This is a genomic window from Mesorhizobium argentiipisi (SeqCode), from assembly GCF_037179585.1.
Lineage (GTDB): Bacteria > Pseudomonadota > Alphaproteobacteria > Rhizobiales > Rhizobiaceae > Mesorhizobium > Mesorhizobium argentiipisi.
The window spans coordinates 107,483-131,098 of record NZ_JAPYKO010000007.1 but is presented as its reverse complement, the minus strand read 5'-3'; the positions used below and the strand labels follow the sequence as shown (position 1 = coordinate 131,098).

Here is a 23,616-nt window from a genome sequence, read left to right as displayed (position 1 = left end):
CATCAACGGACGATCCTCATTCCGCCGCCGCGACGTGGCGGCTGCTCAATCCGCGCATGAATTCTTCCAATGCCGCCGTCTGCTCGCGGCTGAAATGCAGGCCGCGTTTGGTGCGGCGCCACAGCACGTCCTCGGCGGTGACCGCCCATTCGTTTTCGGCCAGATAGCGAACCTCCGCCTCGAAAAGGTCGGCGCCGAAATTGCGGCCGAGATCGGCATTCGACTTGGCGAGCCCAAGCAGCTTCTCAGCGCGCGTGCCGTAAAGCCGGGTGAAGCGGCGCGCCAGCCGCTGGTCGAGGAACGGATAGATGCTCTTCAGCCTGGCGACCTGGGCATCGAAGCCGGTCGCGGGAAAATCGCCGCCGGGCAGCGGCGCGTCATGCGTCCACGGCTTGCCGCGCTTGCCGAGAAACCCTTCGATCTTCTCCAGCATCGATTCCGCCAGCCGGCGGAAGGTCGTGATCTTGCCGCCGAAAGCGTTGAGCAAGGGGGCTGCGCCCTCCGCGCCATCGGCCTTCAGCACATAGTCGCGCGTCGCTTCCTGCGCCTTCGAGGCGCCGTCGTCATAGAGCGGGCGCACCGCCGAATAGGTCCAGACGATGTCGGCGCGCTTCACCGGTTGCGCGAAATACTCGCTCGCCGCGGCGCACAGATAGTCGATCTCGGCGTCGGAGATCTTCACGTCATGCGGATCGCCCGGATAATCTCGGTCGGTGGTCCCAATCAGCGTGAATTCTTCCTCATAGGGAATGGCGAAGATGATGCGGCCATCCTTGTTCTGGAAGAAATAGGCGCGCGGATCGTCGAACTTCTTGCCGACCACGATATGGCTGCCCTGTACGAGGCGGACATTGTGGACCTCGTTCTGACCGACGGCGGCCGAGAGCACGTGATCGACCCACGGACCGGCGGCGTTGACCAGAAGCCGCGCGCGCACCTCCTCGGCTTCACCGGTAAGCACGTTCTGCACCTTGACGGTCCAGGTCGCACCGTCGCGCCGCGCGCTGACAACTTTGGTGCGGGTACGAATAATGGCGCCCCGGTCGGCGGCGTCACGTGCATTCAGCGCCACCAGGCGCGCGTCATTGACCCAACCATCCGAATATTCGAACGCCTTGCGGAACAATGGCTTGAGCGGCTTGCCGGCCGGATCGCTCGCCATGTCCAGCGTCTTCGTCGCCGGCAAGAGCTTGCGCCCGCCCATATGATCGTAAAGAAACAGCCCGAGCCGGATCAGCCAGGCGGGCCTGAGGCCCTTGGCGTAGGGCAGCACGAAGCGCATCGGCCAGATGATGTGCGGCGCGTTCTTCCATAGAACCTCGCGCTCCATCAGCGCTTCGCGCACCAGCCGAAACTCGTAGAATTCAAGATAGCGAAGGCCGCCATGGATGAGCTTGGTCGAGCCGGAGGAAGTCCCGCTCGCCAGATCGTTCATTTCGGCGAGGTAAACTGAAAATCCGCGGCCAACGGCGTCGCGGGCGATACCGCAGCCATTGATGCCGCCGCCAATGACGAAAATGTCATGGATCGGGAACGCGTCCAAAGGGTCCTCCAACGATTTCGCATTGCACCATTTTTGTGTTTTACGAAACCGTGGCGGGATTATTTCGAACTCAAACCGAATGTCAAACGAAATATAACAGCCGCGTGAGGAACGGCGATGGGCGCCTACTCAAGCGCCGTCTCGATCAGCCGGACCTCGGTCTCCTCGCAAATCCGGCGGATCGAGGGAATGTCGCAGCGGTCGGTGATGAAGGTGTTCACCTGCGAAAGATGGCCGATCCGAACCGGCGCCGTGCGCTCGAATTTGGTCCGGTCGGAGACCAGGATGACGTGGCGGGCATTGGCGATGATGGCCTGCGCCACCTTCACCTCGCGAAAATCGAAGTCGAGCAGCGCGCCGTCATGGTCGATCGCCGAGGCGCCGATAACGGCGTAATCGACCTTGAACTGACGGATGAAATCGACGGCCGCTTCGCCGACAACGCCGCCGTCGGAACCGCGCACCACGCCGCCGGCGATCACCACCTCGATCGTAGGATAGATGCGCATCCTATTGGCAACATTGATGTTATTGGTGATGACCATAAGCCCGTTATGGTCGAGCAACGCCTTGCTGACGGCCTCAGTAGTGGTGCCGATATTGATGAACAGCGAGGCATTGTCCGGGATCAGCCGCGCCGCCGCGCTGCCGATCGCCTCCTTCTCGTCAGCGGCGATCTTGCGGCGCGCCTCGTATTCCATGTTCTCGATGCCGGACGGGAACAGCGCGCCGCCATGGATGCGGGTGAGCAGGCGCTGATCGCAGAGGTCGTTGAGATCCTTGCGGATGGTTTGCGGCGTCACGTTGAAATGTGTCGCTAGGTCATCGACCAGCACCCGGCCATGGTCTTTCGCCATCTGGATGATTTCGGCATGGCGTGGCGAAAGAAACATCGCGCGTCCTCCATTTTCGTTTTTTCCGTCTATATCGGAAAACGAAAGCGAAGAAAAGGCATAAGCCGGCTAACGAAAATCATCTGATTGCAAAAGGCAAACCAGTGCGGAACACGTCTGCTGCCTCAGGATGAGCGCCGCGCAATCTCGGTTATGACGTCGAAAGCCGCGTCGACATCGGCCGCCGTCGAGTCGAACTGCCCCGCCTGAAAGCGGATCGCCACGCGTCCATCGACCCGTGTTTGCGTCAGGTAAATGCGGCCATCGGTGTTGATGGCGTCGACCAAGCGCAGATTGTGCTCGTCCGGATCGGCACCTGAAGGCGCTTGGTGCCGGAACGAGAACAGCGAAAGCATGGGTTCCGAGGTGAGCTCGAAATCCAGTTCCTTGGCGAGCCGCGCGGCAAGCCCTGCGCTCCAGGTGACGTGGTTGCGGATCATGGTGCGCAGGCCCTCAAGACCATGGGCACGCAGTAGAAACCAAAGTTTCAGGGCGCGGAAGCGGCGGCCGAGCGGCACCGACCATTCCGAATAGTTGATGATGCCGTCATGTCCCAGCGTCTTCAGAAACTCCGGCTTGATGGCCAGCGTGCGCACGAGGTCTTCCGGTTGGCGGACGAACTGGATCGAGCAATCGAACTGCGCGCCGAGCCATTTGTGCGGATTGAAGACGATGGAATCGGCGCCTTCGACGCCGGCCCAGAAATGCCGGTATTCCGGGCAGATCATCGCCGACCCGGCCCAGGCCGCGTCGACATGCAGATAAAGCCCGTGCCGCTTCGCGACCGCGGACACTGCCGCGATGTCATCGGTTCCGCCCGTGCTGGTGCCGCCGACGCAGGCGATGACGCCGGCCGGCAGCAGACCGGCTTCGCGATCGGCGACGGTCGCGGCCTCGAGTGCGTGCGTATCCATCGCACGAAAACGTCCGGAGACCGGGATGCGGACAAGGTTATCCTCGCCGATGCCGGAGGCCCAGATGGCGCGGTCGATCGAGGTATGGACCTGGTCGGAGGAATAGACGCGTAGCTTCGCCTGCCCGGCCAGCCCCTTTTTGTTGCCCTGCCAGTCGAGCGCCCGCTCGCGCATGGTGAGCACCGCCGCAAGCGTCGCCGACGAGGCCGAATCCTGGATGACGCCCGAAAAGCCCTCGGGCAGGCCGAGCGCTTGGCGCATCCAGTCGACGATGCGCGTCTCAAGCTCGGTCGCCGCCGGCGAGGTCTGCCACAGCATGCATTGCGCGGCCATCGCCGAGACCAGATACTCCGCCACGACCGAAACCGGCGCCGCATTGGCCGGGAAATAGGCGAAGAAGCGCGGATGCTGCCAATGCGTCATGCCCGGCACGATCTTCGCTTCGAAATCGGCGAAGATCTTTTCTATCGGCTCGGGCAATTCGGGTGGCGAGGTCTCGATGCTCCTGAAAATCTCGCCCGGCGCGATTGCCGGCCGCACCGGGCGGTCGCGCAAGCCGGCACGGTAATCGACGCCCCAATCGGCCGCCCGCCTCGACCAATCACGGAATTCCTCATTGTCCATATTTTCCCTCCCAGCGGCCGGCGAAGATAGCTGGCCGACCAAACCGCTTCGGAAAGTCCTACCCCGGAAAATCCGGCAGATTTGAAAAAGCGATTTTCAGCGCCTTGGACCAGCCGTCGGAAATGGTGCGGTAGTAAGGATCATCATGGCCGATCCGTCGGTTCAGCCCCACCCTGAGCGCATCCTGTTCCAGGAAAAGCAGGTCGAGCGGCAGCCCGACCGAGAGGTTGGATTTCAGCGTCGAGTCGAACGACACCAGAAGCAGCTTCACCGTTTCGGCCAGGCTCATTGTCCGGTCATAGGCGCGGATGATGATCGGCTTGCCGTATTTCGTCTCGCCGATCTGGAAGAAAGGCGTGTCGTCGGTCGACTCGATGAAATTGCCTTCCGGATAGATCATGAACAGCCTGGGCGGGCTGCCCATGATCTGGCCGCCGAGGATGAAGGAGGCGTTGAAGTAGGAATCCGCCTTGTCGCCGTTCGGCGAGGCATGCTCTATCACTTCCTTCACCGTATCGCCGACCAGCCGCACCGTCTGGTACATGGACGGGGTTTCGAGCAATTTCGGATGACGGTCGCTAGCGGCCTTGTTGCGTTCGTCGAGAAGGCTGACTACCGCTTGCGTCGTGGCAAGATTGCCCGCTGACATCAGCACGATGACGCGCTCACCGGGCTGTTCCCACACATGCATCTTCTTGAAGGTCGAGATCGAATCCATGCCGGCATTGGTGCGCGTGTCGGACATGAACACGAGCCCGCGATCGATCTTGAGGCCGACGCAATAGGTCATGGTCGCTCTTCTGCTAAAGCAATTCCAGGAAAGTGCGCAGCGGTTTTCCGCCCTGAATTGCGTGAAAACAAAGAGATAGAGCGTTTCGGGGATTCTATCAAACGCTGAACCGCTCCAGCGATTTCGGCGCAGATTACTGCTCTACCGTGACGCTGACGGCAAGCTTCTCTTGCGCCTGCCCGAGCAGTATCCCCGACACCGGCGAGGCATCGCGATAGTCGCGCCCCGTCGCCACCCGCACATAGCGTTCGTCGGGAGAGATACCGTTCGCCGGGTCGAAGGCAACCCATCCGAGCCCCACGACATAGGCCTCGGCCCAGGCATGGCTTGCCGCCTGCTCGATGGCCGCATCCATCATCAGGTAGCCGCTGACATAGCGGGCGGGAAAGCCGAGGGCGACCGCCGCGGCGATGAAGATGTGGCTGTGGTCCTGGCAGACGCCGGACTTCAACGCGAGCGCCTCCTCCGCCGGCGTCACGACGCTGGTCGTGCCCGGCCTGTAGGCGACGCGTTCGCCGATAGCGCCCATCAGCCGGTGCAGTCGCTCGATCTCGGTGCCCTGGCCCAGCGTGCCGGCCAGTTCGCGTATGCCCTCGCCGGCAGCGGTGAGCTGCGTCTGCTGTGCGAACAGCCAGAGCGGCGCAAAGCCCTGATGCGGACCCGTCACGCCCGCCGTGTCATGCGTGGTCACGTCTCCGGCTGCCTCGACGGTGATCGAATTCTTGCCGCTCTCGGCGCTCACCAGCCGCGTCTCGTTGCCGAAATGATCGGTGAAGCGCACCTCCTCGCGCGCGCCTTCGACCTTGATCGCCCAGGAGCCGATGGTCTGCGTGCGTCCGCTGGAAGGCAGCAGACGCAGCCGCTGCAGCAGATATTGCACCGGCTGATCGTAGCAGTACTCGGTGCGATGGGTGATCTTGAGCCGCATAACGCTCGCCTCGGCTGTGCTCAATAGAACCGGTAGTCCTGGGCGATCTCGTCGCCCAGCCTGGTGTTGTCGCGAATGAACTCTGCCAGGAACTCGTGCAGGCCGTGATCGAATATGTCCTTGATCGAGCCCTTCCTGAGCATCGCCTGGATCTTCTCGGCCGTAGCATGGCAGGCATGGCGCTCGCCGTAATCGTCGGCGAGGAATTTCAAATGCTCGCCGAGGAAGCGGTAGCAGAAGGTCAGCGAGCGCGGCATGCGCACATTGAGGATCAGATAATCGGCGATATTGGTCGGCTTGTAGTCGGCTTCATAAACCCAGCGGTAGGAGCGGTGCGCCGACACCGAGCGCAGGATGGACTCCCACTGGTAGTTGTCGAGCGTCGAGCCGACCCAGGACAGCGAAGGTAAGAGCACATAATATTTCACGTCGAGGATGCGCGCCGTGTTGTCGGCGCGTTCGACATAGGTGCCGAGCTGCGAGAAATCGAAAATCTCATTGCGCAGCATGGTGCCGTAGAAGGAACCGCGGATCAGCGCCGTCTCGCGCTTGATGGCATCGAGCACCGTCGGCAGGTCGCGTTCGTCGATCGGCCTTGCCAGCATGCGCTTCAGTGACATCCAGGCTTCGTTGATGCTTTCCCAGGTCTCGCGCGTCAGTGCCGTGCGCACCATTCGGGCATTGTTGCGCGCCGTCTCGATCGACGACATCGTGCTCGACGGGTTCGAGGTGTCGCGCAGCAGGAAGTCCGAGACGTTGGCGGCGGTATAGTCCTGGTACTTCTGGCTGAAGGCGATGTCCGAGCCGGCGCTGAGCAGGACCGAGTTCCATTCCTCCGAAGCGCTCTGTGTGCGCGTCAACGCCATGCGCAGGCCGGCATCGACCAGGCGCGCCATGTTTTCGGCCCGCTCGATATAGCGGTTCATCCAGTAGAGACCGTTGGCGGTGCGGCCAAGAAGCATGTCAGGCCCCTAGGGCTAGCGAATAGGGAGTAGCGAATAGCGAATAGGGAAGAATGCGTTTCATGATTGTTGCGTCCCCCTGCTCGCCTCAGTCATCCAACACCCAGGTGTCTTTCGTCCCGCCGCCTTGTGAGGAATTGACTACCAGGGACCCCTCCTTGAGCGCGACGCGTGTCAAACCGCCCGGCACAATCTGGATACGATCCGAAACCAGCACATAAGGCCGAAGGTCGACATGGCGCGGCGACAGGCCCTTTTCGGTCAGGATCGGGCAGGTCGACAGCGCCAGCGTCGGCTGGGCGATATAGTTCGAGGGCTTCGCCTGCAGCTTCTTGGCGAACGCCTCACATTCCTTCCTGGTCGCCGCCGGGCCGACCAGCATCCCGTAGCCGCCCGAGCCATGCACTTCCTTGATCACCAGCTCGCCGATGTGATCGAGCACATATTTGAGACTGTCCGGCTCCGAGCAGCGCCAGGTCGGGATGTTGCCGAGGATCGCCTTGCGACCGGTGTAGAACTCGACGATCTCCGGCATGTAGGAATAGATCGCCTTGTCGTCGGCGATGCCGGTGCCAGGCGCATTGGCGATCGTGATGTTGCCGGCGCGGTAGACATCCATGATGCCCGGCACGCCAAGTGCGGAATCCGGCCGGAAGGTCAGCGGATCGAGGAAGTTGTCGTCGACGCGCCGGTAGAGCACGTCGATCTGCTTGTAGCCTTCCGTGGTTCGCATTGCGACATGGCCGTCGACGACGCGCAGATCCTGCCCTTCGACGAGTTGCACGCCCATCTGGTCGGCAAGGAAGGCATGTTCGAAATAGGCCGAGTTGTAGGAACCCGGCGTCAACACCGCGATGGTCGGCATGCCCTTTGCGCTTTGCGGCCTAACCGCTGCCAGCGACTGGCGCAGGAGTTGCGGGTAGTTCTCAACCGGCCGAACCTTGATCTTCTGGAACAGCTCCGGAAAGAGCTGCATCATCGTCTCGCGGTTCTCCAGCATGTAGGAGACGCCCGACGGCGTGCGGGCATTGTCCTCCAACACATAGAACTCGTTCTCCGAGATGCGGACGATATCGACGCCGATAATGTGGGTGTAGACGCCGGCCGGCGGCCTGACCCCGATCATCTCGGGTAGGAAGGCCTCGTTCCTGGCGATCAGATCCTTGGGCACGCGTCCGGCGCGCAGGATCTCCTGGCGGTGGTAGATGTCATCGAGGAAGGCGTTCAGCGCCTGCACGCGCTGCTCGATGCCTTGCGTCAGCCGGCGCCATTCCTGGCCAGAGAGGATGCGCGGGACAATGTCGAAAGGGATCAGCCGCTCGGACGCTTCCTGCTCGCCATAGACGGCAAAGGTGATGCCGGTCTTGCGGAAGACGCGCTCGGCATCCTGCATCTTCTGGGTAAGCCTGGCCGGGTCCTGCTCCTTCAGCCAGCGATCGTAAGCCTCATATGGCCTTCTCAATCCGGAGACTTCCGGAAGCATTTCGTCGAACGCTGCCAATCGCGTACTCCCCTCTGAGGACATTTCACTGGCCCCGCCGGAGAAAATCAAGCGCAATCGGTGATTTAGCAAGCCGTGACGGCCACTCTATGCAAATTGCCTAAAATCAAGGCATGGATAGCAAGGCCGGGTCAGCTCCTGCTTGCCGGCGGGGCACAGACAGGCCCGGTCAGAACGCCCGGAAAGTCACGATGGTGAAGGTGTCCTTGATTCCAGGCAGAATCTGCACCCGCTCGTTGACGAAATGGCCGACGTCTTCCTCGTCGTCGATATAGAATTTGGCGAGCAGGTCGTAATTGCCCGCGGTCGAGTAGATCTCGGAGGCGATCTCGGCATCGGCGAGCGCGCTGGCGACCTCATAGGACTTGCCCAGGTCGCACTTGATCTGCACAAAAAATGCCTTCATTGCCCGGGTCCTGCCAGCCTGCTTCATGAATAAGCGGCCCTTGTGGCAGACTGCTGCCCGGCTTTCAAGCTTCACGCGCCGCGCACCTCGAAGAGTACCTGATCCCACCTCCCGACACTGAAATGGCGAAATCTTCGCAGCCCGGCGAAACCACGTCACGCCGCGGCGCGTATGTTAGACTCGTTCGCCAAGCGAATTCCTGGGAGGCAGGCCATGCGCCGCGCATTGTTCGCACTAGCTCTTGTTCCGCTGCTAATAGCCCCGCTTGCTTTCGCCGGCGACGCCGAGATCAAGGCCGCGCAGACAGTCATCGACAGCCAGTTGAAAGCCTTCATCGCCGATGACGGCGCCACCGCCTACAGTTTCGCCGCGCCGAACGTGAAGCAGATCTTTCCGACCGTCGATACCTTCATGAACATGGTGACGAACGGCTACGCACCGGTGCGCAAGCCCCGGTCCTACTCCTTCGGCAAGGTCGAGGAGACCGGACCCGGTTCGATCGTCCAGCAGGTGCTGATCGTCGGGCCTGACGGCAAGGACTATGAGGCGGTCTATACGCTGCAGCAGCAGGCGGACGGCAGTTTCAAGATCACCGGCTGCAGCCTGCGCGCCTCAACCGCGGTCAGCACCTGAGCAATATCAAGAAAGTGCGAAGCGATTTTCCGTCCGGAATTGCGTCAAAACAAATGGCGGCGTCAAAACGCCGGAATATCGCCCCGCACCCAGCCTTCGGTGATCTCGGCGGCGCGAGCTTCGAAGGCCTGCGCCTCGATAGCCGCCCGGATGTCCTGCATCAGCTTCTGATAGTAGGACAGATTGTTCCAGGTCAGCAGCATGGCGCCGAGCGCTTCCTGCGAGCGCACGAGGTGATGCAGGTAGGCGCGCGAATAATCGCGCGCGGCCGGGCAGTCGCTCTCCTCGTCGAGCGGCCGCGGATCGTCGGCATGACGGGCGTTCCTGAGATTGACCTTGCCGCGGCGCGTGTAGGCAAGGCCGTGGCGGCCGGCACGCGTCGGCATCACGCAGTCGAACATGTCGATGCCGCGCGCCACCGATTTCAATATATCGTCCGGCGTGCCGACACCCATCAGGTAGCGCGGTCTGTCGGACGGCAGTTCCGGGCAGGTGATATCGAGCATCTCCAGCATGACCGACTGTGGCTCGCCGACCGCCAGCCCACCGACGGCATAGCCCTTCAGATCCATCGCCTTCAGCGCCCGCGCCGAACGCACGCGCATCGGCGCGCTGTCGCCGCCCTGGACGATGCCGAACATCGCTTTGCCCGGCTGGTCCCCGAACGCCGTCTTGCAGCGCTCGGCCCAGCGCAGCGACAATTCCATGGCGCGCTCGATCTCCTTGGGCTTTGCCGGAAGTGCTGTGCATTCGTCGAGCTGCATCTGGATATCGGAATCGAGCAGTCCCTGGATCTCGATCGACCGTTCCGGCGACATTTCGTAAGCCGCGCCGTCGATATGCGAGCGGAAGGTGACGCCCTGTTCGGTCAGCTTCCTGAGCTTCGACAGCGACATGACCTGGAAGCCGCCGCTGTCGGTCAGGATCGGATATGGCCAGCGCGCGAACTCATGCAGGCCGCCGAGCCTGGCCACGCGCTCGGCGCCCGGCCGCAGCATCAGATGGTAAGTGTTGCCAAGGATGATGTCGGCGCCGACGCCGCGCACCTGATCCATATACATGGTCTTGACGGTGCCGCCGGTACCGACCGGCATGAAGGCCGGCGTGCGGATCTCGCCGCGTGGCATCGAGACGAGGCCACGCCGCGCCTTACCGTCGGTGGCAAGCACGTGGAAGGAAAAAGTCTCAGCCATTGAATTCCTTGTCGTGCACCGGCGCCCCGGGCGCCTGCTCATCCAGCGACTGCCGGTAGCGGATGCAGCCGCGCATGAATTTCGGCCATGGCGGCACGGCGATCGACGGCTCGGTCTTTTCCGGCAAAAGGTCCCAGAGATCGGGGTGATGCCAGCACAGATCATGCCCGGTCGTGTCGCGATGCGCGCGGATGCCGGCGCGCAGCTTCTTCACCTCCGCGATCAGCACATCGCGGTCCATGCTGTCTAGATCATCGTCCATCGCTCGTCTCCGCCCGGTAAAGCAGGCTGGCGTCGCCATAGGAATAGAACCTGTAGCGGTTCTCGATGGCATGCGCATAGGCCGAACGCATCGTCTCGAGCCCGCTGAAGGCCGAGACCAGCATGAACAGCGTCGAGCGCGGCAGGTGGAAATTGGTCATCAGCATATCGGCCGTGCGAAAGCGATAGCCGGGCGTGATGAAGATATCGGTCGGCCCGGACCAGGGCTCGATCCTGCCATCCGCGCGCACCGCACTCTCGAGCAGGCGCAGCGACGTCGTGCCGACGCAGATGATCCGCCCTCCCCGCGCCTTCGCCGCGTTGAGCGCCGCCGCCGTTTCCGGACTCACCGAACCGGTCTCGGCATGCATCTTATGATCGGCCGTGTCGTCCGCTTTCACCGGCAGGAAGGTGCCGGCGCCGACATGCAGCGTGACGAAGCGGCGCTCGATGCCGTTGGCGTCGAGCGCCGCAAACAGCTCCGGCGTGAAATGCAGGCCGGCGGTGGGGGCAGCGACCGCGCCCTCTTCCCTGGCATAGATGGTCTGGTAATCGGCGCGATCACGCTCGTCGTCATCGCGCTTCGAGGCGATATAGGGAGGCAGCGGAATATGGCCGACGGCGTGTAGCGCCTCGTCGAGGAACGGCCCGGAAAGGTCGAAGCCGAGCAGCGCCTCGCCCGCCTCGCCCTTTTCGAGCACCGTGGCGTCGAGCTGACCGAGGAAGCAGGAATTCTGATCATGGCCGAAATGGATGCGATCGCCGGCGGCGATGCGTTTTCCCGGCCGCATGAAGGCCTGCCAGCGGTCCGGCGCCACGCGCATATGCAGCGTCGCCTCGACCTGCGCCACCGCCTCGCCGCGCTTCCGCATGCCCTTCAGTTGCGCCGGAATGACCTTGGTGTCGTTGAACACCAGCACGTCGCCTTCGCGCAGCAGCGACGGCAGATCGGAGACGATGCGATCCTGTAGCGTTTCGCCCGGTTTGACGACCAGCAGCCTGGCGCTGTCGCGCGGCTCTGCCGGGCGAAGCGCGATGCGCTCTTCCGGTAGGTCGAAGTCGAACAGGTCGACGCGCATCAGTAGAGCCGGATAAGCAGCGCCCCGGCAAGCAAGAGCACGGCGCCGGCGACGCGGCCAAGCGAGATTTCGCGCACCGCCACGCCAAGGAAGCCGGCGCGGTCGATCAGCATGCCGGCGATCAGCTGGCCGGCGACCAGGAAGGCCATGAGCGCCGCCGCGCCGATGCGCGGTGTCAGGATCGTCGACAGCGTCACATAGAAGCCGCCGAGCATACCGCCGGCAATGAACAGCCAGGGCGCCGGCGCCTTCCAGTCGAGCGAGATGCCCTGCAGCTTCACCACCGAGACGGCGATGATGCCGAGCACGATGGCGCCGGACAGGAAGGAGAACGCGGCGGCCGCGACCGGAAGGCCGAGGCCCTTTGCCAATTGCGAATTGATCGGCGCCTGGATGGCGATGAAGGCGCCGGACAGGATTCCGAGCAGGGACCAGACAGCGCCCATCATCGTTGTTCCGCCCTTACTTGACGTCGGCCGCGACCTTCAGCGACACGATCTTGTCGGGATCCTGCACCGGCTCGCCGCGCTTGATCTTGTCGACATTCTCCATGCCTTCGATGACCTGGCCCCACACCGTGTACTGGCGGTTGAGGAAGGCGGCGTCGTCGAAGCAGATGAAGAACTGCGAGTTCGCCGAGTTCGGGTTCTGGGCTCTAGCCATCGAGCAGGCGCCGCGGCCGTGATTGGCATTGGAGAACTCGGCCTTGAGGTCCGGCTTGTCGGAGCCGCCCATGCCAGCGCGTGACGGCGCATAGGTGGGCTTCGAGGAATTGCCGAACTTGACGTCGCCGGTCTGCGCCATGAAGCCGTCGATGACGCGATGGAACACCACGCCGTCATAGGCGCCTTCACGCGCTAGTTCCTTGATGCGGGCGACGTGCCCGGGCGCCAATTCAGGGTACATCTCGATGACGACCGGGCCCTTGGTCGTTTCCATGATGAGCGCGTTCTCGCGGTCCTTGATCTCAGCCATGTCGGAAAATCCTTTTGAAAATTGAGGGAGTTACTTGCTGTCGGCGGCGATGCGGACCTTGATCATGCGGTCGGGGTCGGTGACGGTGCCGTTGTCGGCCTCGTCGCCCTTCTTGATCTTGTCGACGAGATCCATGCCGCCGACCACTTTGCCGACGATGGTGTACTGCCCGTCGAGGTTCGGCGCCGGCGCGAACATGATGAAGAATTGCGAGTTCGCCGAATTCGGGTCTTGCGAGCGGGCCATGCCGACCACGCCGCGCGTGAACTGCTCGCTCTGCGAGAACTCGGCCGGCAGGTCGGGAAGATCGGAACCGCCGGTGCCGACGGCTTGGGGGTTAAAACCCTTCTTCATGTTGCCGAACTTGACGTCGCCGGTCTGCGCCATGAAACCGTCGATGACGCGGTGGAACGCGACATTGTCATAGGCGCCGTCACGCACCAGCTTCTTGATCTGCGCGACATGCTTGGGCGCCAGATCGGGGCGCAGCGCGATGGTCACGTCGCCGTCCTTCAGCGTGATGATCATGGTGTTTTCCTTGTCGGCGGCCACGGCCGGCACGGATGCCGCGAAAAGGCCGGCAAGCACGACAAGGAACGAAGCGAGCTTCTTCAGCTGCATAGGGATCTCCGGGAAAGCCTATCTGGTGAACTTGGCGTTGAGCGCGCCGGCGACGGCCGCTGGCACGAATGGGCGGATGTCGCCGCCCATCGACGCAATCTGGCGCACGAGTGTGGCAGTAATGGTGCGCACCGAGGGGCTCGCCGGCAGAAAAACCGTCTGCAATTCCGGCGCCATCGTCTCGTTCATGCCGGCCATCTGCATTTCATAGTCGAGGTCGGTGCCGTCGCGCAGACCCCGGATCATGATCGAGGCGCCGTGCTTGCGGGCCGCATCGATGACCAGCCCATCGAAGGAAACGACTTTGATGCGACCACCGTCGCGGCCGAACTCGTTCTTGGTTGCCGCCTCGATCAGCTCCACGCGTTCCTCGAAGGAAAACAACGGCTTCTTGCCCGGATGGATGCCGATGGCGGCATAGACGGTGTCGGCCACCGCCAGCGAGGCTTTCAGCACGTCGAGATGGCCGTTGGTCAGCGGGTCGAAGGAGCCGGCGTAAAGGGCGGTGCGTTCGGTCATGCCAGGCTTCTAGAGCAATTCCGGGAAAAGTGTGAGCGGTTTTCCGTCCGGATTGCGCAAAACGAAAACATGGAGCGGTTCGCCGTTTCCTTGAAACCGTGAAACGCTTTAACGAGCCTCTCCAACAAAGGCAAATCCCATCGATTGCGCGACCGTGAACCTTCTCGCGCCGATGAACGACAGATGAACCCGGCAATCACGAACGTTTCACTCAGCGTTCACTAGGTTGCCGCTTCAAGCGATGAAACCAAATCCCCATGTCATCGTTGTAAGCCCAGGAGAAAACGCAAATGCTGATCTACATGCTTGCCACTGCAATGACCATCGTGATGCTGATCGCGACTGCATTCGGGTTGCATCAGGAAGCAGCGCGAGTGCGCATCAAGGCCAATACCAAGCGGCTCGATGGGTTCGCTCATCGCAACGTCTACCGTCGCCATTAATCCCCGCTATCTTCGCACCGGCTTTGATGGCCGGTGAAGCCTGGACGGAACCTACTCGCCTTCGCCCACCTCGTCGGTGCCAGTCTCGTTCGAAGCCACGTCTTCGACCTCCTCATCCGACTGCGGCTCCGAAATCCGCTCCACCGACACAACCTTCTCGCCTTCGGCCGTGTTGAAGATCGTCACGCCCTTGGTGGCCCGGCTGGCGAAGCGTATGCCGTTGACCGGCACCCGGATGACCGTGCCGCCGTCCGAAACGAGCATGATCTGATCGTCATTGCCGACCGGAAAGGTCGCGACCAGGCGGCCGATCTCGGCCGTTTTCGACACGTCGGTGGCGCGGATGCCCTTGCCGCCGCGCCCCGTCAGGCGGAAATCGTAGGACGACGAGCGCTTGCCGTAGCCATATTCGGTCACCGTCAGCACAAGCCTTTCATGCGCCTTGAGGAACTCGTAGCGCTCCTCGGAAAGCTCGGCCTCCTCGCCGACCTCCTCGTTGGTGAGCGCAATCTCCTCTTCCTCGCCGGCTCCGCCGGCCGCAACCCTGCGCTCCGCCGCGGCACGCTTCAGGTAGGCTGCGCGCTCGGCGGGCGATGCATCGACATTCTCGATGATCGACATCGAGATGATGCGGTCTGTCTCGGCCATGGTTATGCCGCGCACGCCGACGGAATTGCGGCTCTGGAAGACGCGCACGTCGGAGACCCGAAAGCGGATGCACTGGCCGGAATTCGCCGTCAGGAGCACGTCGTCATTGTCGGTGCAGGTCTCGACGCCGAGGATCTCGTCGCCCTCTTCCTCCAGCTTCATGGCGATCTTGCCGTTGCGGTTGACCTGGACGAAGTCGGATAGCTTGTTGCGGCGAACCGTGCCGCGCGTCGTCGCGAACATCACGTCGAGCTCGCCCCAGCTGGTCTCGTCCTCGGGCAGCGGCATGATGGTGGTGATGCGCTCGCCCTGCTCGAGCGGCAGCATGTTGATCAACGCCTTGCCGCGCGATTGCGGGTTGCCGATCGGCAGCCGCCAGACCTTCTCCTTGTAGACGATGCCGCGCGAGGAGAAGAACAGCACCGGCGTGTGCGTGTTGGCCACGAACAGCCGGGTGACGAAATCCTCTTCCTTGGTCGACATGCCGGAGCGGCCCTTGCCGCCGCGGCGCTGCGCCCGGTAGAGCGAGAGCGGCACGCGCTTGATGTAGCCGGAATGGCTGACGGTGACGACCATGTCCTCCCGCTGGATCAGGTCCTCGTCTTCCATGTCCGCCCCGCCGTCTGAGAGCTCGGTGCGGCGCGGCGTGCCGAATTCGTCGCGGACCGCGATCAGCTCGTCCTTGACGATCTGCTGGATCCGCGCACGCGACGACAAAATATCAAGGAAATCAACGATCTCGGCGCCGATCTTGTTCAACTCGTCGGCGATCTCGTCGCGGCCGAGCGCGGTCAGGCGCTGCAGGCGCAGGTCGAGGATGGCACGGGCCTGTTCCTCGGAGAGATTGTAGGTGCCGTCCTCGTTGATGCGGTGGCGCGGATCGTCGATCAACTTGATCAGCGGCGCGACGTCGTGTGACGGCCAGCGCCGCTCCATCAACTGCTCGCGCGCCGTCTGCGGATCGGGCGCGGTGCGGATCAGCTTGATCACCTCGTCGATGTTGGCGACCGCAATCGCAAGGCCGACAAGGACATGGGCCCGCTCGCGCGCCTTGCGCAGCAGGTATTTCGTGCGGCGGCTGATGACCTCCTCGCGAAAACCGACGAAGGCTTTCAGCATGTCGATCAGCGTCATCACTTCCGGCTTGCCGCCGTTGAGCGCCACCATGTTGGCGCCGAACGAGGTCTGCAGCGGCGTGAAGCGGTAAAGCTGGTTGAGGATGACGTCGGCGACGGCCTCGCGCTTTAGTTCGATGACGACGCGATAGCCCTGACGGTCGCTCTCGTCGCGGATGTCGGAAATGCCCTCGATGCGCTTTTCGCGCACCAGTTCGGCCATCTTCTCGATCATCGCCGCCTTGTTCACCTGATAGGGTATTTCGGTGACGACGATGGATTCACGGTCGTTTCCGCGCTTTTCGATCTCGACGCGACCGCGCATGACGATCGAGCCGCGGCCGGTAGAATAAGCGCTGTATATGCCGGACCGGCCAAGGACGATGCCGCCCGTCGGGAAATCCGGGCCGGGCACGATCTCCATCAGCGCCGGCAGGTCGATGGCTGGATTGTCGATGATCGCCATCGCTCCGTTGCACACTTCGGCCAGGTTGTGCGGCGGGATGTTGGTGGCCATGCCGACGGCGATGCCACCCGAACCGTTGACTAGAAGGTTCGGGAATCGCGCAGGCAGTACCTTGGGCTCTTGTTCAGCGCCGTCATAATTGTCCTGAAAATCGACCGTTTCCTTGTCGATATCCCCCAGAAGCTCGTGCGCGACCTTGGTGAGCCGCGACTCGGTGTAGCGCATGGCCGCGGGCGGGTCGGCGTCGATCGAGCCGAAATTGCCCTGCCCGTCGATCAGCGGCACGCGCAGCGACCAGTCCTGCGCCATGCGAACCAGTGCGTCATAGATCGAGGCGTCACCGTGCGGATGGTATTTACCCATCACGTCGCCGACGATGCGCGACGATTTCACATGCTTGCGGTTCCAGTGGTAACCGCCTTCCTGCATGGCATAGAGGATGCGCCGATGCACCGGCTTCAGGCCGTCACGCACGTCGGGCAGCGCGCGGCTGACGATCACGCTCATGGCGTAATCGAGATAGGAGCGCTGCATCTCCTCGATGATCGAAATCGGCTCGATGCCGGTGGGGCCGCCGTCCGGCCCGCGCGGTGTCTTCTGGTCGGTCAAATCAGGTCACAGTCCAGTCGGGAATCACTCACCGCTTATATAGGATGCCAGATTGAAACTCCAATGGAGGAGGCACTTTTCCAAAGACGATTTCGGCGGCAATTTCAAATGGATATCGCTGATTGCGACGATATGGCCAAGGGCGATTTCGCTTCGGCCGGCCTCAGCGCCCTCTGGTCCGTCTGACGCGATACGCACCGGGAGCCTCCCCCATCTCGCGCCGGAACCGGCGGTTGAAAGCCGACAGGTCGTTGAAGCCGGCATCGAAGGCGATCGTCGAGATCGTCGCGTCCGAGCTGCGCAGGCGCACCGCGGCGCGGTGCAGCCTGGTCCTGAGCAGAAATTGATAGGGCGTCATGCCGGCCACGTGCCGGAAAATACGCAGGAAATGAAACGGGCTGGTCGCCGTGCTATCGGCAAGCTCGTTCAGCGAAAGTGGCCGTTCGGCATTGAGCTCGATCAGCCGCACCGCTTCGGCAACCCGTTTTTGGTCGCGGCGGCTGGGCGTTCGGGTCGCGGCGACAGATCCGGCCGCAGCCGCGGTGACCGCGCCGGCGATGCGCAGGCCGAGTTCCTCGAACGCGTCGCTGTCGCCTGTCTCCCGCGCCGCCTCCGCCTCGGCGAGCAAAGGCGTCAGCGCCGGCAAGGGCGGCAGGCGCGGATCGGCAAAGCCGAGCCGTTTCGCGTCCGGCACATCGGCCACGACCCGCTCCATATAGGCCGGGGTAAAATGAAACGAGAGGCAGCGGTCGCCGGCGCCATGCTCATGCCCGCATTCATAGCAGGCGCCGGGATTGCCGAGCAGGACGGCGCCCGGCGCCAGCATCGCCGTGCCTTGGCGCGTGCGATAGCGGAACGTGCCCCTGGTCACTGCGGCAACGCAAAAGCTGCGATGCTCTTCCTCGAATGGCTTGTCGCCGGCGACGGCCGTGCACACTACGTCAGACACCTGCCAGTCATGCCCGGAAGCTAGAGTTTTCTGCGCTGTCGTCATGCCCGAAAAATAGCAATTTTTCCCAAGCGACGAACCCTGCCATGCCCTTATTGCTTGTCCTCTCCTGACAAACGAGGCAGCAACAATGACCGATCCCTTTGCCAAAGCCCTGCACAGCGACGGCCCAAAACCGGACCTTGCCGAAAAGCTGAAACTCTATGGCCGCTTCATCGGCGCCTGGACATTCGACGCCACGCGCATTCTCGAGGATGGGACCAGGCTCACAGGTCGCGGCGAGGTGCATTTCGGCTGGGTTTTGGAAGGCAGGGCCGTACAGGACGTCTGGATCTTGCCCGCCCGCGACGCAGGTCCCTCCCCGTCGCTCGGGCAATGGACCTTCTACGGCACGACATTGCGCGTTTACGATCCCGGTGCCGACGCCTGGCACATCTTCTGGAACGACCCGCGCAACCAGTATTACAGCCGGCAACTCGGCCGCGCCGAGGATGACACCATCGTCCAGGTCGGCGCCGACGGCACCGGCGCGTCTGTACGCTGGAGCTTCTCGCAGATCACCGAAAACTCGTTCCGCTGGCTCGGCGAGCGCTCGCATGACGGCGGCGCGACCTGGCGCATGGAGGTCGAGTTTCTGGCTCGCCGCGTGACTCCAGCCTGAGCAACCAACCAATTGCAATCATGGAGGAAACAATGCTCGATCATGTCTCGATCGGCGTCCGCGACGCCAGCGTTTCGAAACGCTTCTTCGACGCAGCGCTGAAGCCGCTCGGCTATTCCTGTCTCAGCCAGTCGCCCGGCTCACTCGGTTACGGTGGCGAGGCAGTCCAGCTTTGGGTGAACGATGCCGGGCGGCCGGTACCGGCTGACATGGACTCCGGCCTGCACTTCTGCTTCTCGGCGCCGACGCGCGCCAGCGTCGACGCCTTCCATGCGGCCGCATTGCGTGAGGGCGGCACGGACAACGGCCAACCCGGACTGCGCGCGGCCTATGGCGACAATTACTATGCCGCCTTCGTTGTCGATCCGGACGGCTACCGGCTGGAAGCCTATTGCAGCCATGCCGAATAGCCGGCTGATTTACCTCCCGCCTGTTCCCACCGTCCGGGCTTTGCTCTACCAATTGCGGGGCCTGGGCCTCGCCCGGCGGGAGGGGACCAGCGATGCCGAGTTTCGACAGCCTGTTCAACGCCTTCGTCACCATCCTGGTGACCATCGACCCGCCGGGACTGGCGCCGCTGTTCCTTGCCGTGACGCGCGGCATGAACCGTGACGAGCGCCAGCAGGTTTCGATCCGCGCCTCGGTGATCGGCTTCCTGGTCATGGCGCTGTTTGCCGTCGCCGGCGCCGCGATCCTGTCGGTGTTCGGCATCACGCTGCCGGCCTTTCGGGTGGCCGGCGGCTTCCTACTCTTCTTCATCGCCTTCGAAATGGTGTTCGAGCGCCGCCAGGACCGCAAGGAGAAGATCGGCGACGTCGCCATCACCAAGGACATGATCCACAACATCGCCGCCTTCCCGCTGGCGATCCCGCTGATCGCCGGTCCCGGCGCGATTTCGGCGACTGTGCTCTTATCGGGACATTTTGAAGGCTTTGCCGCACAGGCAGCGCTGGTCGGCATCATCTTTCTCTGCCTCGTCATCACCTATCTGGTGTTCGTGCTGTCGGAACGCATCGACCGCATCCTCGGCCAGACCGGCCGCTCGATCCTGACCAGGCTGCTGGGCGTGATCCTCGCGGCGTTAGCGGTGCAGTTCGTGGCTGATGGCGTCAAGGCGTTGATGGCAGCCTGACCGGCTGCAAGGCAGCCCACCTACCGCCCTACTGCCGCCGTCTCGACCACCTCAAAATCATGCGTGATCGTCGCGGTCTTCGCCATCATCGCGCTTGCCGAGCAATATTTCTCGATCGACAGATCGATCGCCCTTTTCACCTTGTCGTGCGACAGCGCGCGGCCCTTGACGATGAAATGCATGTGGATGCGGGTAAAAACTTTCGGGTCGGTCCCGGCCCGGTCGGCGTCGAGCTCGACCACGCAATCCTCGACCGCCTCCCGGCCCTTCTCGAGGATGTGCACGACGTCATAGGCCGAGCAGCCGCCGGTGCCGATCAGCACCAGTTCCATCGGGCTCGGTCCAGGCGTCTTGCCGTCCGGCCTGTGCGCCGTGCCCAGCACGACCTTGTGGCCGCTGCCGGACTCGCCGACGAAGGTGCGTTCCTCAACCCATTTGATGCGTGCTTTCACGTTGATTTTCCTTACGAGGTTTCCGTCGCCTACTGATCGAACACGACCGCATGCATGATCTGGTAGATGCCGGCGCCGACCAGCGCGAACAGATAGAGCTTGACCATGGCGCCGCGATGCGCAGCGACCTTATGCGTATGCCCATACCATGTCGCCAGCGGCACGGTGACCAGTACGAGGATCGACAAAAGATGGATCGGGCTGAACGGACCAATGAGGCGGATCTGCTGGACCCAGAAGCTCGATATGGCGATGACCAGCATCAGCGCCGCCCAGGCATAACCTAGCGCTGTGACGCGCGGTACCTTTCGGCAACGACAGCTGGGCGCCGCCGATAGCGAGGGCGGCGAAGGCCGCGAAGGCATGCCATGGAATGGGAGGCGGCGCCCACAGAAGCGGTCCGAGCGACATTGCGCCTTCCCTCAAACGTCCGCTTCGAAACGCTTAGAACGGGATCTCGTCGTCCAGCTCGCGCGACGAGCCGCCACCGCCGCCGCTCCTGGGGCCGCCGCCACCACCGCGGCTGAGACCTTCATTCGGACCGGATTGGCCGAAATCCGAACCGCGGCTGCCGCCGCCGGAATAATTGCCGACCTGGCCGCCGCCCTCGCCGCGTGCGTCGAGCATCTGCAATTCGCCACGGAATTTCTGCAGGACGATTTCGGTCGTATAGCGGTCGTTGCCGGTCTGGTCCTGCCATTTGCGGGTCTGCAACTGGCCCTCGACATAGACCTTCATGCCCTTCTTCAGATACTGCTCGGCCACCTTGGCGAGCTGATCGTTGAAGATGACGACATTGTGCCACTCGGTCTTGTCCTTGCGCTCGCCGGTGTTCTTGTCGCGCCAGCTTTCCGACGTGGCGATGCGGATGTTGACGACCGGATCGCCGGAATTCAGGCGGCGGATTTCAGGGTCCGCCCCGAGATTGCCCACCAGAATGACCTTGTTGACGCTACCCGCCATCTTACTTCTCCGCGCTCATCCGAAACAAATTTCAAGTCGCTCACCTTACAGCCTGCGGGCCGCCGCCGCCCGCAAAGGCTGGCTTTTCCCACAAGGTTTTTCGTTCTCTTTTCGTTCTATTCTTCACCACCCTTTCTGTCAAGGAATGTCAGCAAAGGCAGGGTTTGAACGTGCACCTCCATATGGAGACTTGCCAAATCAATAAGTATCGACTTATGCTTCAACCATGATCGAAGCAGAGATTTTTCGTGCGCTTGCCGACCCTACTCGTCGCGCCGTCTACGAGCGCCTGACCGCCAGCGAGATGAGCGTGACCGAGCTGCGCGCCGGTATGAGCGTGTCGCAGCCGGCGGTCTCGCAGCATCTCGCCGTGCTGCGTAGCGCCGGCCTGGTGGTCGAGCGGCGCGCCGGCCGCAATGCCTATTACCGGGCCGATCCGCAGGGGCTCGACCCGCTGCTCGGCTGGATCGAACGCTACCGCGCCTTCTGGCCGGAACGCATCGAGAAGTTGAAAACGGTTCTGAAAGGAATGGACCAATGAGGGCAACCGAAAACCGGGCGTTCAACGAAGCGCCGCTCAGCTTCGAATGCGACCTTCCAGATCCGCCGGAAAAAGTCTGGCGGGCGCTGACCGAGCCGGAGTTGCTCGCCGCCTGGATGATGCCGAACGACATCGAGGCGCAAGCCGGCGCGCGCTTCGCCTTTGCCGGACCGGATGCGCCGATCGAATGCGAGGTGCTCGAGGCAGAGCCTGGCAGGCTGCTGCGCTATTCCTGGCGCGAGCGGCCCGGCGCGAAGGATGCGGACCAGCTTCCCGCCTTTGACAGCATCGTCACTTTCACGCTTGCCGGCACAGCCTCGGGCGGCACGCATCTGCGCATCGTCCATGACGGCTTCGTGCCGGCCGCGCAGCCTCTCGTCGCTGTTTCCGGCGCCGGTTGCGGGCTTTCGCTCGACGCGCGCAGGAACCCGACCGCCGCCAACGCGCCCTGCATGATGCTGCGCGCAGCCTGATCAAAAGAGGACCGAGGAAAACCATCATGAGCATTGCCAATCTGGTGCCTATGGTCATCGAGCAGTCGAGCCGCGGCGAACGCGCTTTCGACATCTTTTCGCGGCTGCTGCGCGAGCGTATCGTCTTCATCAATGGCGAGATCAACGACAGCGTCTCGGCGCTGGTGTGCGCACAGCTCCTGTCGCTGGAATCGGACAATCCGGACAAGGAGATCTCGCTCTACATCAACTCGCCGGGCGGCATGGTGACCAGCGGCTTCGCCATCTACGACACGATGCAATACATCTCCTGTCCGGTGTCGACGGTCTGCATGGGCTTTGCCGCCTCGATGGGCTCCTTCCTGTTGATGGCCGGGGAACCGGGACGTCGCATCGCCCTGCCCAACACCAGGATCGTGCTGCACCAGCCGCTCGGCGGCTTCCAGGGCCAGGCCTCCGACATCCAGCGCCACGCCGAGGATATTGTGCGCACCAAGCAGCACATGACAGAGCTCTACGCGAAGCATTGCGGCCGGACCTATGAGGAAGTCGAGCGCACGCTCGACCGCGACTATTTCATGAGCGCCGCGGAAGCCAAGACCTGGGGCCTCGTCGACCACGTCTACGACACGCGCAAAAAAGCGGCCTGACATCTCGAGCCAGACGCGCGGCAATTTGATCGCCGCGCGTCTGGCATCGCTCCAGTTGCATCCCTATAGTCCGCGCATGATCAGGTCCGTTCAGCCCAGACATCTATGCGCCGCCCTCACCGCGCTTGCCGGCATGCTGATGGCCGGCGCCGCGCTTGCCGACGACAGCTCGTCGCAGAAATTGCCTGGGGTCAGCGGCGACTATCGGATCGCCAAGCCGGCGCCGCAGCCGGAACCGGACGACGCGCTGCCGGCCGGCAGCGACGGTTCCTTCAAGATCGGCAACACCGATGTCAGGATCGGCGGCAGCATAACGATCGACATGGCAACGGGCGGCGCTCGGATCCCGAACCACTGATCGCGAGCGGGTCACACGCGAACACCACAAAATGTAAGCCCCATCCCTGCTGTGCAGACGGATGGGGCTTCATGGATCTGAAATCCAATTTTAGCCGGGAGTGGACTGCCGGCGTTCTGTTTCGGATGCGACGCGGCGTTCAGCCGACGATCCGACTATCGTCTCTGATTGTAGGGAATCGGCGAGTCACGGTTTGTCGGGCTGGCGTTTCAAGTCTGCCCTGGCACTTATGCCCGCCGCGGCTCCATCTCGGTGTGGAGCCTCAAGGGACTGTCCGGTGGCGTCATGCTCCGCTCCTTATGCCCATTGCGACAATGTCGTTCGAAGCACTAATC

29 protein-coding genes are annotated in these 23,616 nt (G+C 62.8%); 9 read left to right on the top strand and 20 right to left on the bottom strand.

The window, feature by feature from the left end; genetic code table 11:
* Positions 1–16 precede the first annotated feature (16 nt).
* The 8 genes from glpD to O7A05_RS12930 form a co-directional block, all read right to left on the bottom strand.
* Positions 17–1,543, bottom strand: coding sequence for a glycerol-3-phosphate dehydrogenase (glpD, locus tag O7A05_RS12965; protein WP_337093489.1), 1,527 nt, complete (start codon positions 1,541–1,543; stop codon positions 17–19).
* Positions 1,544–1,668: 125 nt separating this feature from the next.
* Positions 1,669–2,436, bottom strand: a complete 768-nt coding sequence (locus tag O7A05_RS12960; RefSeq protein WP_337093488.1) for a DeoR/GlpR family DNA-binding transcription regulator — start codon at positions 2,434–2,436, stop codon at positions 1,669–1,671.
* A gap of 125 nt (positions 2,437–2,561) precedes the next feature.
* Positions 2,562–3,974, bottom strand: coding sequence for a pyridoxal phosphate-dependent decarboxylase family protein (locus tag O7A05_RS12955; protein WP_337093487.1), 1,413 nt, complete (start codon positions 3,972–3,974; stop codon positions 2,562–2,564).
* A 58-nt stretch (positions 3,975–4,032) separates the two neighbouring features.
* A complete protein-coding gene (locus O7A05_RS12950; RefSeq protein WP_337093486.1) occupies positions 4,033–4,764 on the bottom strand; it encodes a proteasome-type protease in 732 nt (243 codons plus the stop codon).
* Between the two features lie 133 nt (positions 4,765–4,897).
* Complete coding sequence (locus tag O7A05_RS12945; protein ID WP_337093485.1) at positions 4,898–5,692, bottom strand: transglutaminase family protein; 795 nt, start codon at positions 5,690–5,692, stop codon at positions 4,898–4,900.
* Positions 5,693–5,712: 20 nt separating this feature from the next.
* The gene (locus O7A05_RS12940; RefSeq protein WP_337093484.1) at positions 5,713–6,654 is read right to left on the bottom strand and encodes an alpha-E domain-containing protein; all 942 of its coding nucleotides are present in this window, start codon (positions 6,652–6,654) and stop codon (positions 5,713–5,715) included.
* 88 nt (positions 6,655–6,742) lie between these two features.
* Positions 6,743–8,155, bottom strand: coding sequence for a circularly permuted type 2 ATP-grasp protein (locus O7A05_RS12935; protein WP_337093483.1), 1,413 nt, complete (start codon positions 8,153–8,155; stop codon positions 6,743–6,745).
* Between the two features lie 169 nt (positions 8,156–8,324).
* Positions 8,325–8,561, bottom strand: a complete 237-nt coding sequence (locus tag O7A05_RS12930) for an Lrp/AsnC ligand binding domain-containing protein (protein ID WP_040995065.1) — start codon at positions 8,559–8,561, stop codon at positions 8,325–8,327.
* A gap of 213 nt (positions 8,562–8,774) precedes the next feature.
* Between O7A05_RS12930 and O7A05_RS12925 the strand changes: the two genes are divergently transcribed.
* On the top strand, positions 8,775–9,194 hold the full coding sequence (locus tag O7A05_RS12925; RefSeq protein ID WP_337093482.1) for a DUF4864 domain-containing protein: 420 nt from the start codon (positions 8,775–8,777) through the stop codon (positions 9,192–9,194).
* Positions 9,195–9,256: 62 nt separating this feature from the next.
* On the opposite strand, the gene tgt is transcribed toward O7A05_RS12925, so the two are convergent.
* From tgt to coaD, 7 genes are read right to left on the bottom strand one after another with little or no spacing between them, the layout of a single operon-like run.
* Complete coding sequence (gene tgt / locus O7A05_RS12920) at positions 9,257–10,387, bottom strand: tRNA guanosine(34) transglycosylase Tgt (protein ID WP_337093481.1); 1,131 nt, start codon at positions 10,385–10,387, stop codon at positions 9,257–9,259.
* Positions 10,380–10,649 (bottom strand): hypothetical protein, encoded by a 270-nt coding sequence (locus O7A05_RS12915; protein ID WP_337093480.1) that lies wholly within the window; start codon positions 10,647–10,649, stop codon positions 10,380–10,382. Before O7A05_RS12915 ends, tgt begins: the two co-directional genes overlap by 8 nt.
* Positions 10,639–11,727: a tRNA preQ1(34) S-adenosylmethionine ribosyltransferase-isomerase QueA gene (gene queA / locus O7A05_RS12910; protein ID WP_337093479.1), complete on the bottom strand. Its 1,089-nt coding sequence runs from the start codon at positions 11,725–11,727 to the stop codon at positions 10,639–10,641. Before queA ends, O7A05_RS12915 begins: the two co-directional genes overlap by 11 nt.
* A complete protein-coding gene (locus tag O7A05_RS12905; RefSeq protein WP_040987167.1) occupies positions 11,727–12,176 on the bottom strand; it encodes a DMT family transporter in 450 nt (149 codons plus the stop codon). Before O7A05_RS12905 ends, queA begins: the two co-directional genes overlap by 1 nt.
* A gap of 13 nt (positions 12,177–12,189) precedes the next feature.
* Positions 12,190–12,702, bottom strand: coding sequence for a peptidylprolyl isomerase (locus tag O7A05_RS12900; protein ID WP_095765300.1), 513 nt, complete (start codon positions 12,700–12,702; stop codon positions 12,190–12,192).
* Positions 12,703–12,732: 30 nt separating this feature from the next.
* On the bottom strand, positions 12,733–13,323 hold the full coding sequence (locus tag O7A05_RS12895) for a peptidylprolyl isomerase (RefSeq protein WP_415927002.1): 591 nt from the start codon (positions 13,321–13,323) through the stop codon (positions 12,733–12,735).
* A gap of 18 nt (positions 13,324–13,341) precedes the next feature.
* Positions 13,342–13,842, bottom strand: coding sequence for a pantetheine-phosphate adenylyltransferase (gene coaD / locus O7A05_RS12890; RefSeq protein WP_337093478.1), 501 nt, complete (start codon positions 13,840–13,842; stop codon positions 13,342–13,344).
* A gap of 290 nt (positions 13,843–14,132) precedes the next feature.
* On the opposite strand from coaD, the gene O7A05_RS12885 reads away from it, so the two are divergent.
* The gene (locus O7A05_RS12885; RefSeq protein ID WP_337093477.1) at positions 14,133–14,285 is read left to right on the top strand and encodes a hypothetical protein; all 153 of its coding nucleotides are present in this window, start codon (positions 14,133–14,135) and stop codon (positions 14,283–14,285) included.
* A 51-nt stretch (positions 14,286–14,336) separates the two neighbouring features.
* Here O7A05_RS12885 and gyrA read toward each other — a convergent pair whose 3' ends face one another.
* Both gyrA and O7A05_RS12875 read right to left on the bottom strand, forming a co-directional pair.
* A complete protein-coding gene (gyrA, locus tag O7A05_RS12880) occupies positions 14,337–17,123 on the bottom strand; it encodes a DNA gyrase subunit A (protein ID WP_337093476.1) in 2,787 nt (928 codons plus the stop codon).
* Between the two features lie 163 nt (positions 17,124–17,286).
* A complete protein-coding gene (locus O7A05_RS12875) occupies positions 17,287–18,117 on the bottom strand; it encodes a helix-turn-helix transcriptional regulator (protein WP_337093475.1) in 831 nt (276 codons plus the stop codon).
* Between the two features lie 85 nt (positions 18,118–18,202).
* Between O7A05_RS12875 and O7A05_RS12870 the strand changes: the two genes are divergently transcribed.
* The 3 genes from O7A05_RS12870 to O7A05_RS12860 all read left to right on the top strand — a co-directional run bounded on the left by O7A05_RS12870 (position 18,203) and on the right by O7A05_RS12860 (position 19,865).
* On the top strand, positions 18,203–18,733 hold the full coding sequence (locus O7A05_RS12870) for a hypothetical protein (RefSeq protein ID WP_337093474.1): 531 nt from the start codon (positions 18,203–18,205) through the stop codon (positions 18,731–18,733).
* Positions 18,734–18,765: 32 nt separating this feature from the next.
* Entirely contained in the window at positions 18,766–19,143 is a 378-nt protein-coding gene (locus O7A05_RS12865) for a VOC family protein (protein WP_337093473.1), read from the top strand.
* Between the two features lie 92 nt (positions 19,144–19,235).
* Positions 19,236–19,865: a MarC family protein gene (locus tag O7A05_RS12860; protein ID WP_337093472.1), complete on the top strand. Its 630-nt coding sequence runs from the start codon at positions 19,236–19,238 to the stop codon at positions 19,863–19,865.
* 20 nt (positions 19,866–19,885) lie between these two features.
* Here the strand turns inward: O7A05_RS12860 and O7A05_RS12855 are convergent, their stop codons facing one another.
* The 3 genes from O7A05_RS12855 to O7A05_RS12845 form a co-directional block, all read right to left on the bottom strand.
* Positions 19,886–20,317: an OsmC family protein gene (locus O7A05_RS12855; RefSeq protein WP_337093471.1), complete on the bottom strand. Its 432-nt coding sequence runs from the start codon at positions 20,315–20,317 to the stop codon at positions 19,886–19,888.
* A gap of 29 nt (positions 20,318–20,346) precedes the next feature.
* Positions 20,347–20,580: a DUF2306 domain-containing protein gene (locus O7A05_RS12850; protein ID WP_337093470.1), complete on the bottom strand. Its 234-nt coding sequence runs from the start codon at positions 20,578–20,580 to the stop codon at positions 20,347–20,349.
* A 181-nt stretch (positions 20,581–20,761) separates the two neighbouring features.
* Complete coding sequence (locus tag O7A05_RS12845; RefSeq protein ID WP_337093469.1) at positions 20,762–21,280, bottom strand: single-stranded DNA-binding protein; 519 nt, start codon at positions 21,278–21,280, stop codon at positions 20,762–20,764.
* Positions 21,281–21,506: 226 nt separating this feature from the next.
* Between O7A05_RS12845 and O7A05_RS12840 the strand changes: the two genes are divergently transcribed.
* The 4 genes from O7A05_RS12840 (at position 21,507) to O7A05_RS12825 (ending at position 23,281) form a co-directional block, all read left to right on the top strand.
* Positions 21,507–21,821: an ArsR/SmtB family transcription factor gene (locus O7A05_RS12840; RefSeq protein ID WP_320245034.1), complete on the top strand. Its 315-nt coding sequence runs from the start codon at positions 21,507–21,509 to the stop codon at positions 21,819–21,821.
* Positions 21,818–22,294 carry an SRPBCC family protein gene (locus O7A05_RS12835; RefSeq protein WP_337093468.1) on the top strand — a complete coding sequence of 159 codons (477 nt, stop codon included), beginning with the start codon at positions 21,818–21,820 and terminating at the stop codon, positions 22,292–22,294. The genes O7A05_RS12840 and O7A05_RS12835 overlap by 4 nt, the downstream gene beginning before the upstream one ends.
* Before the next feature lie 26 nt (positions 22,295–22,320).
* Positions 22,321–22,923 (top strand): ATP-dependent Clp protease proteolytic subunit, encoded by a 603-nt coding sequence (locus O7A05_RS12830; protein ID WP_415927001.1) that lies wholly within the window; start codon positions 22,321–22,323, stop codon positions 22,921–22,923.
* Positions 22,924–22,999: 76 nt separating this feature from the next.
* Positions 23,000–23,281, top strand: a complete 282-nt coding sequence (locus O7A05_RS12825; RefSeq protein ID WP_337093467.1) for a hypothetical protein — start codon at positions 23,000–23,002, stop codon at positions 23,279–23,281.
* Positions 23,282–23,616: the final 335 nt, after the last annotated feature.

Excerpts from the sequence above, each read along its gene's own strand:
- O7A05_RS12870 (WP_337093474.1), top strand. The coding sequence starts at position 18,203 with ATGACCGATCCCTTTGCCAAAGCCCTGCACAGCGACGGCCCAAAACCG.
- O7A05_RS12845 (WP_337093469.1), bottom strand. The coding sequence starts at position 21,280 with ATGGCGGGTAGCGTCAACAAGGTCATTCTGGTGGGCAATCTCGGGGCG.
- O7A05_RS12895 (WP_415927002.1), bottom strand. The coding sequence starts at position 13,323 with ATGCAGCTGAAGAAGCTCGCTTCGTTCCTTGTCGTGCTTGCCGGCCTT.
- O7A05_RS12875 (WP_337093475.1), bottom strand. The coding sequence starts at position 18,117 with ATGACGACAGCGCAGAAAACTCTAGCTTCCGGGCATGACTGGCAGGTG.
- O7A05_RS12900 (WP_095765300.1), bottom strand. The coding sequence starts at position 12,702 with ATGGCTGAGATCAAGGACCGCGAGAACGCGCTCATCATGGAAACGACC.
- O7A05_RS12915 (WP_337093480.1), bottom strand. The coding sequence starts at position 10,649 with ATGGACGATGATCTAGACAGCATGGACCGCGATGTGCTGATCGCGGAG.
- O7A05_RS12850 (WP_337093470.1), bottom strand. The coding sequence starts at position 20,580 with ATGCTGGTCATCGCCATATCGAGCTTCTGGGTCCAGCAGATCCGCCTC.
- O7A05_RS12865 (WP_337093473.1), top strand. The coding sequence starts at position 18,766 with ATGCTCGATCATGTCTCGATCGGCGTCCGCGACGCCAGCGTTTCGAAA.
- O7A05_RS12960 (WP_337093488.1), bottom strand. The coding sequence starts at position 2,436 with ATGTTTCTTTCGCCACGCCATGCCGAAATCATCCAGATGGCGAAAGAC.
- O7A05_RS12905 (WP_040987167.1), bottom strand. The coding sequence starts at position 12,176 with ATGATGGGCGCTGTCTGGTCCCTGCTCGGAATCCTGTCCGGCGCCTTC.
- O7A05_RS12840 (WP_320245034.1), top strand. The coding sequence starts at position 21,507 with ATGATCGAAGCAGAGATTTTTCGTGCGCTTGCCGACCCTACTCGTCGC.
- O7A05_RS12945 (WP_337093485.1), bottom strand. The coding sequence starts at position 5,692 with ATGCGGCTCAAGATCACCCATCGCACCGAGTACTGCTACGATCAGCCG.
- O7A05_RS12925 (WP_337093482.1), top strand. The coding sequence starts at position 8,775 with ATGCGCCGCGCATTGTTCGCACTAGCTCTTGTTCCGCTGCTAATAGCC.
- O7A05_RS12835 (WP_337093468.1), top strand. The coding sequence starts at position 21,818 with ATGAGGGCAACCGAAAACCGGGCGTTCAACGAAGCGCCGCTCAGCTTC.
- tgt (WP_337093481.1), bottom strand. The coding sequence starts at position 10,387 with ATGGCTGAGACTTTTTCCTTCCACGTGCTTGCCACCGACGGTAAGGCG.
- O7A05_RS12885 (WP_337093477.1), top strand. The coding sequence starts at position 14,133 with ATGCTGATCTACATGCTTGCCACTGCAATGACCATCGTGATGCTGATC.
- O7A05_RS12860 (WP_337093472.1), top strand. The coding sequence starts at position 19,236 with ATGCCGAGTTTCGACAGCCTGTTCAACGCCTTCGTCACCATCCTGGTG.
- O7A05_RS12830 (WP_415927001.1), top strand. The coding sequence starts at position 22,321 with ATGAGCATTGCCAATCTGGTGCCTATGGTCATCGAGCAGTCGAGCCGC.
- O7A05_RS12940 (WP_337093484.1), bottom strand. The coding sequence starts at position 6,654 with ATGCTTCTTGGCCGCACCGCCAACGGTCTCTACTGGATGAACCGCTAT.
- O7A05_RS12950 (WP_337093486.1), bottom strand. The coding sequence starts at position 4,764 with ATGACCTATTGCGTCGGCCTCAAGATCGATCGCGGGCTCGTGTTCATG.
- O7A05_RS12930 (WP_040995065.1), bottom strand. The coding sequence starts at position 8,561 with ATGAAGGCATTTTTTGTGCAGATCAAGTGCGACCTGGGCAAGTCCTAT.
- O7A05_RS12955 (WP_337093487.1), bottom strand. The coding sequence starts at position 3,974 with ATGGACAATGAGGAATTCCGTGATTGGTCGAGGCGGGCGGCCGATTGG.
- queA (WP_337093479.1), bottom strand. The coding sequence starts at position 11,727 with ATGCGCGTCGACCTGTTCGACTTCGACCTACCGGAAGAGCGCATCGCG.
- coaD (WP_337093478.1), bottom strand. The coding sequence starts at position 13,842 with ATGACCGAACGCACCGCCCTTTACGCCGGCTCCTTCGACCCGCTGACC.
- O7A05_RS12825 (WP_337093467.1), top strand. The coding sequence starts at position 23,000 with ATGATCAGGTCCGTTCAGCCCAGACATCTATGCGCCGCCCTCACCGCG.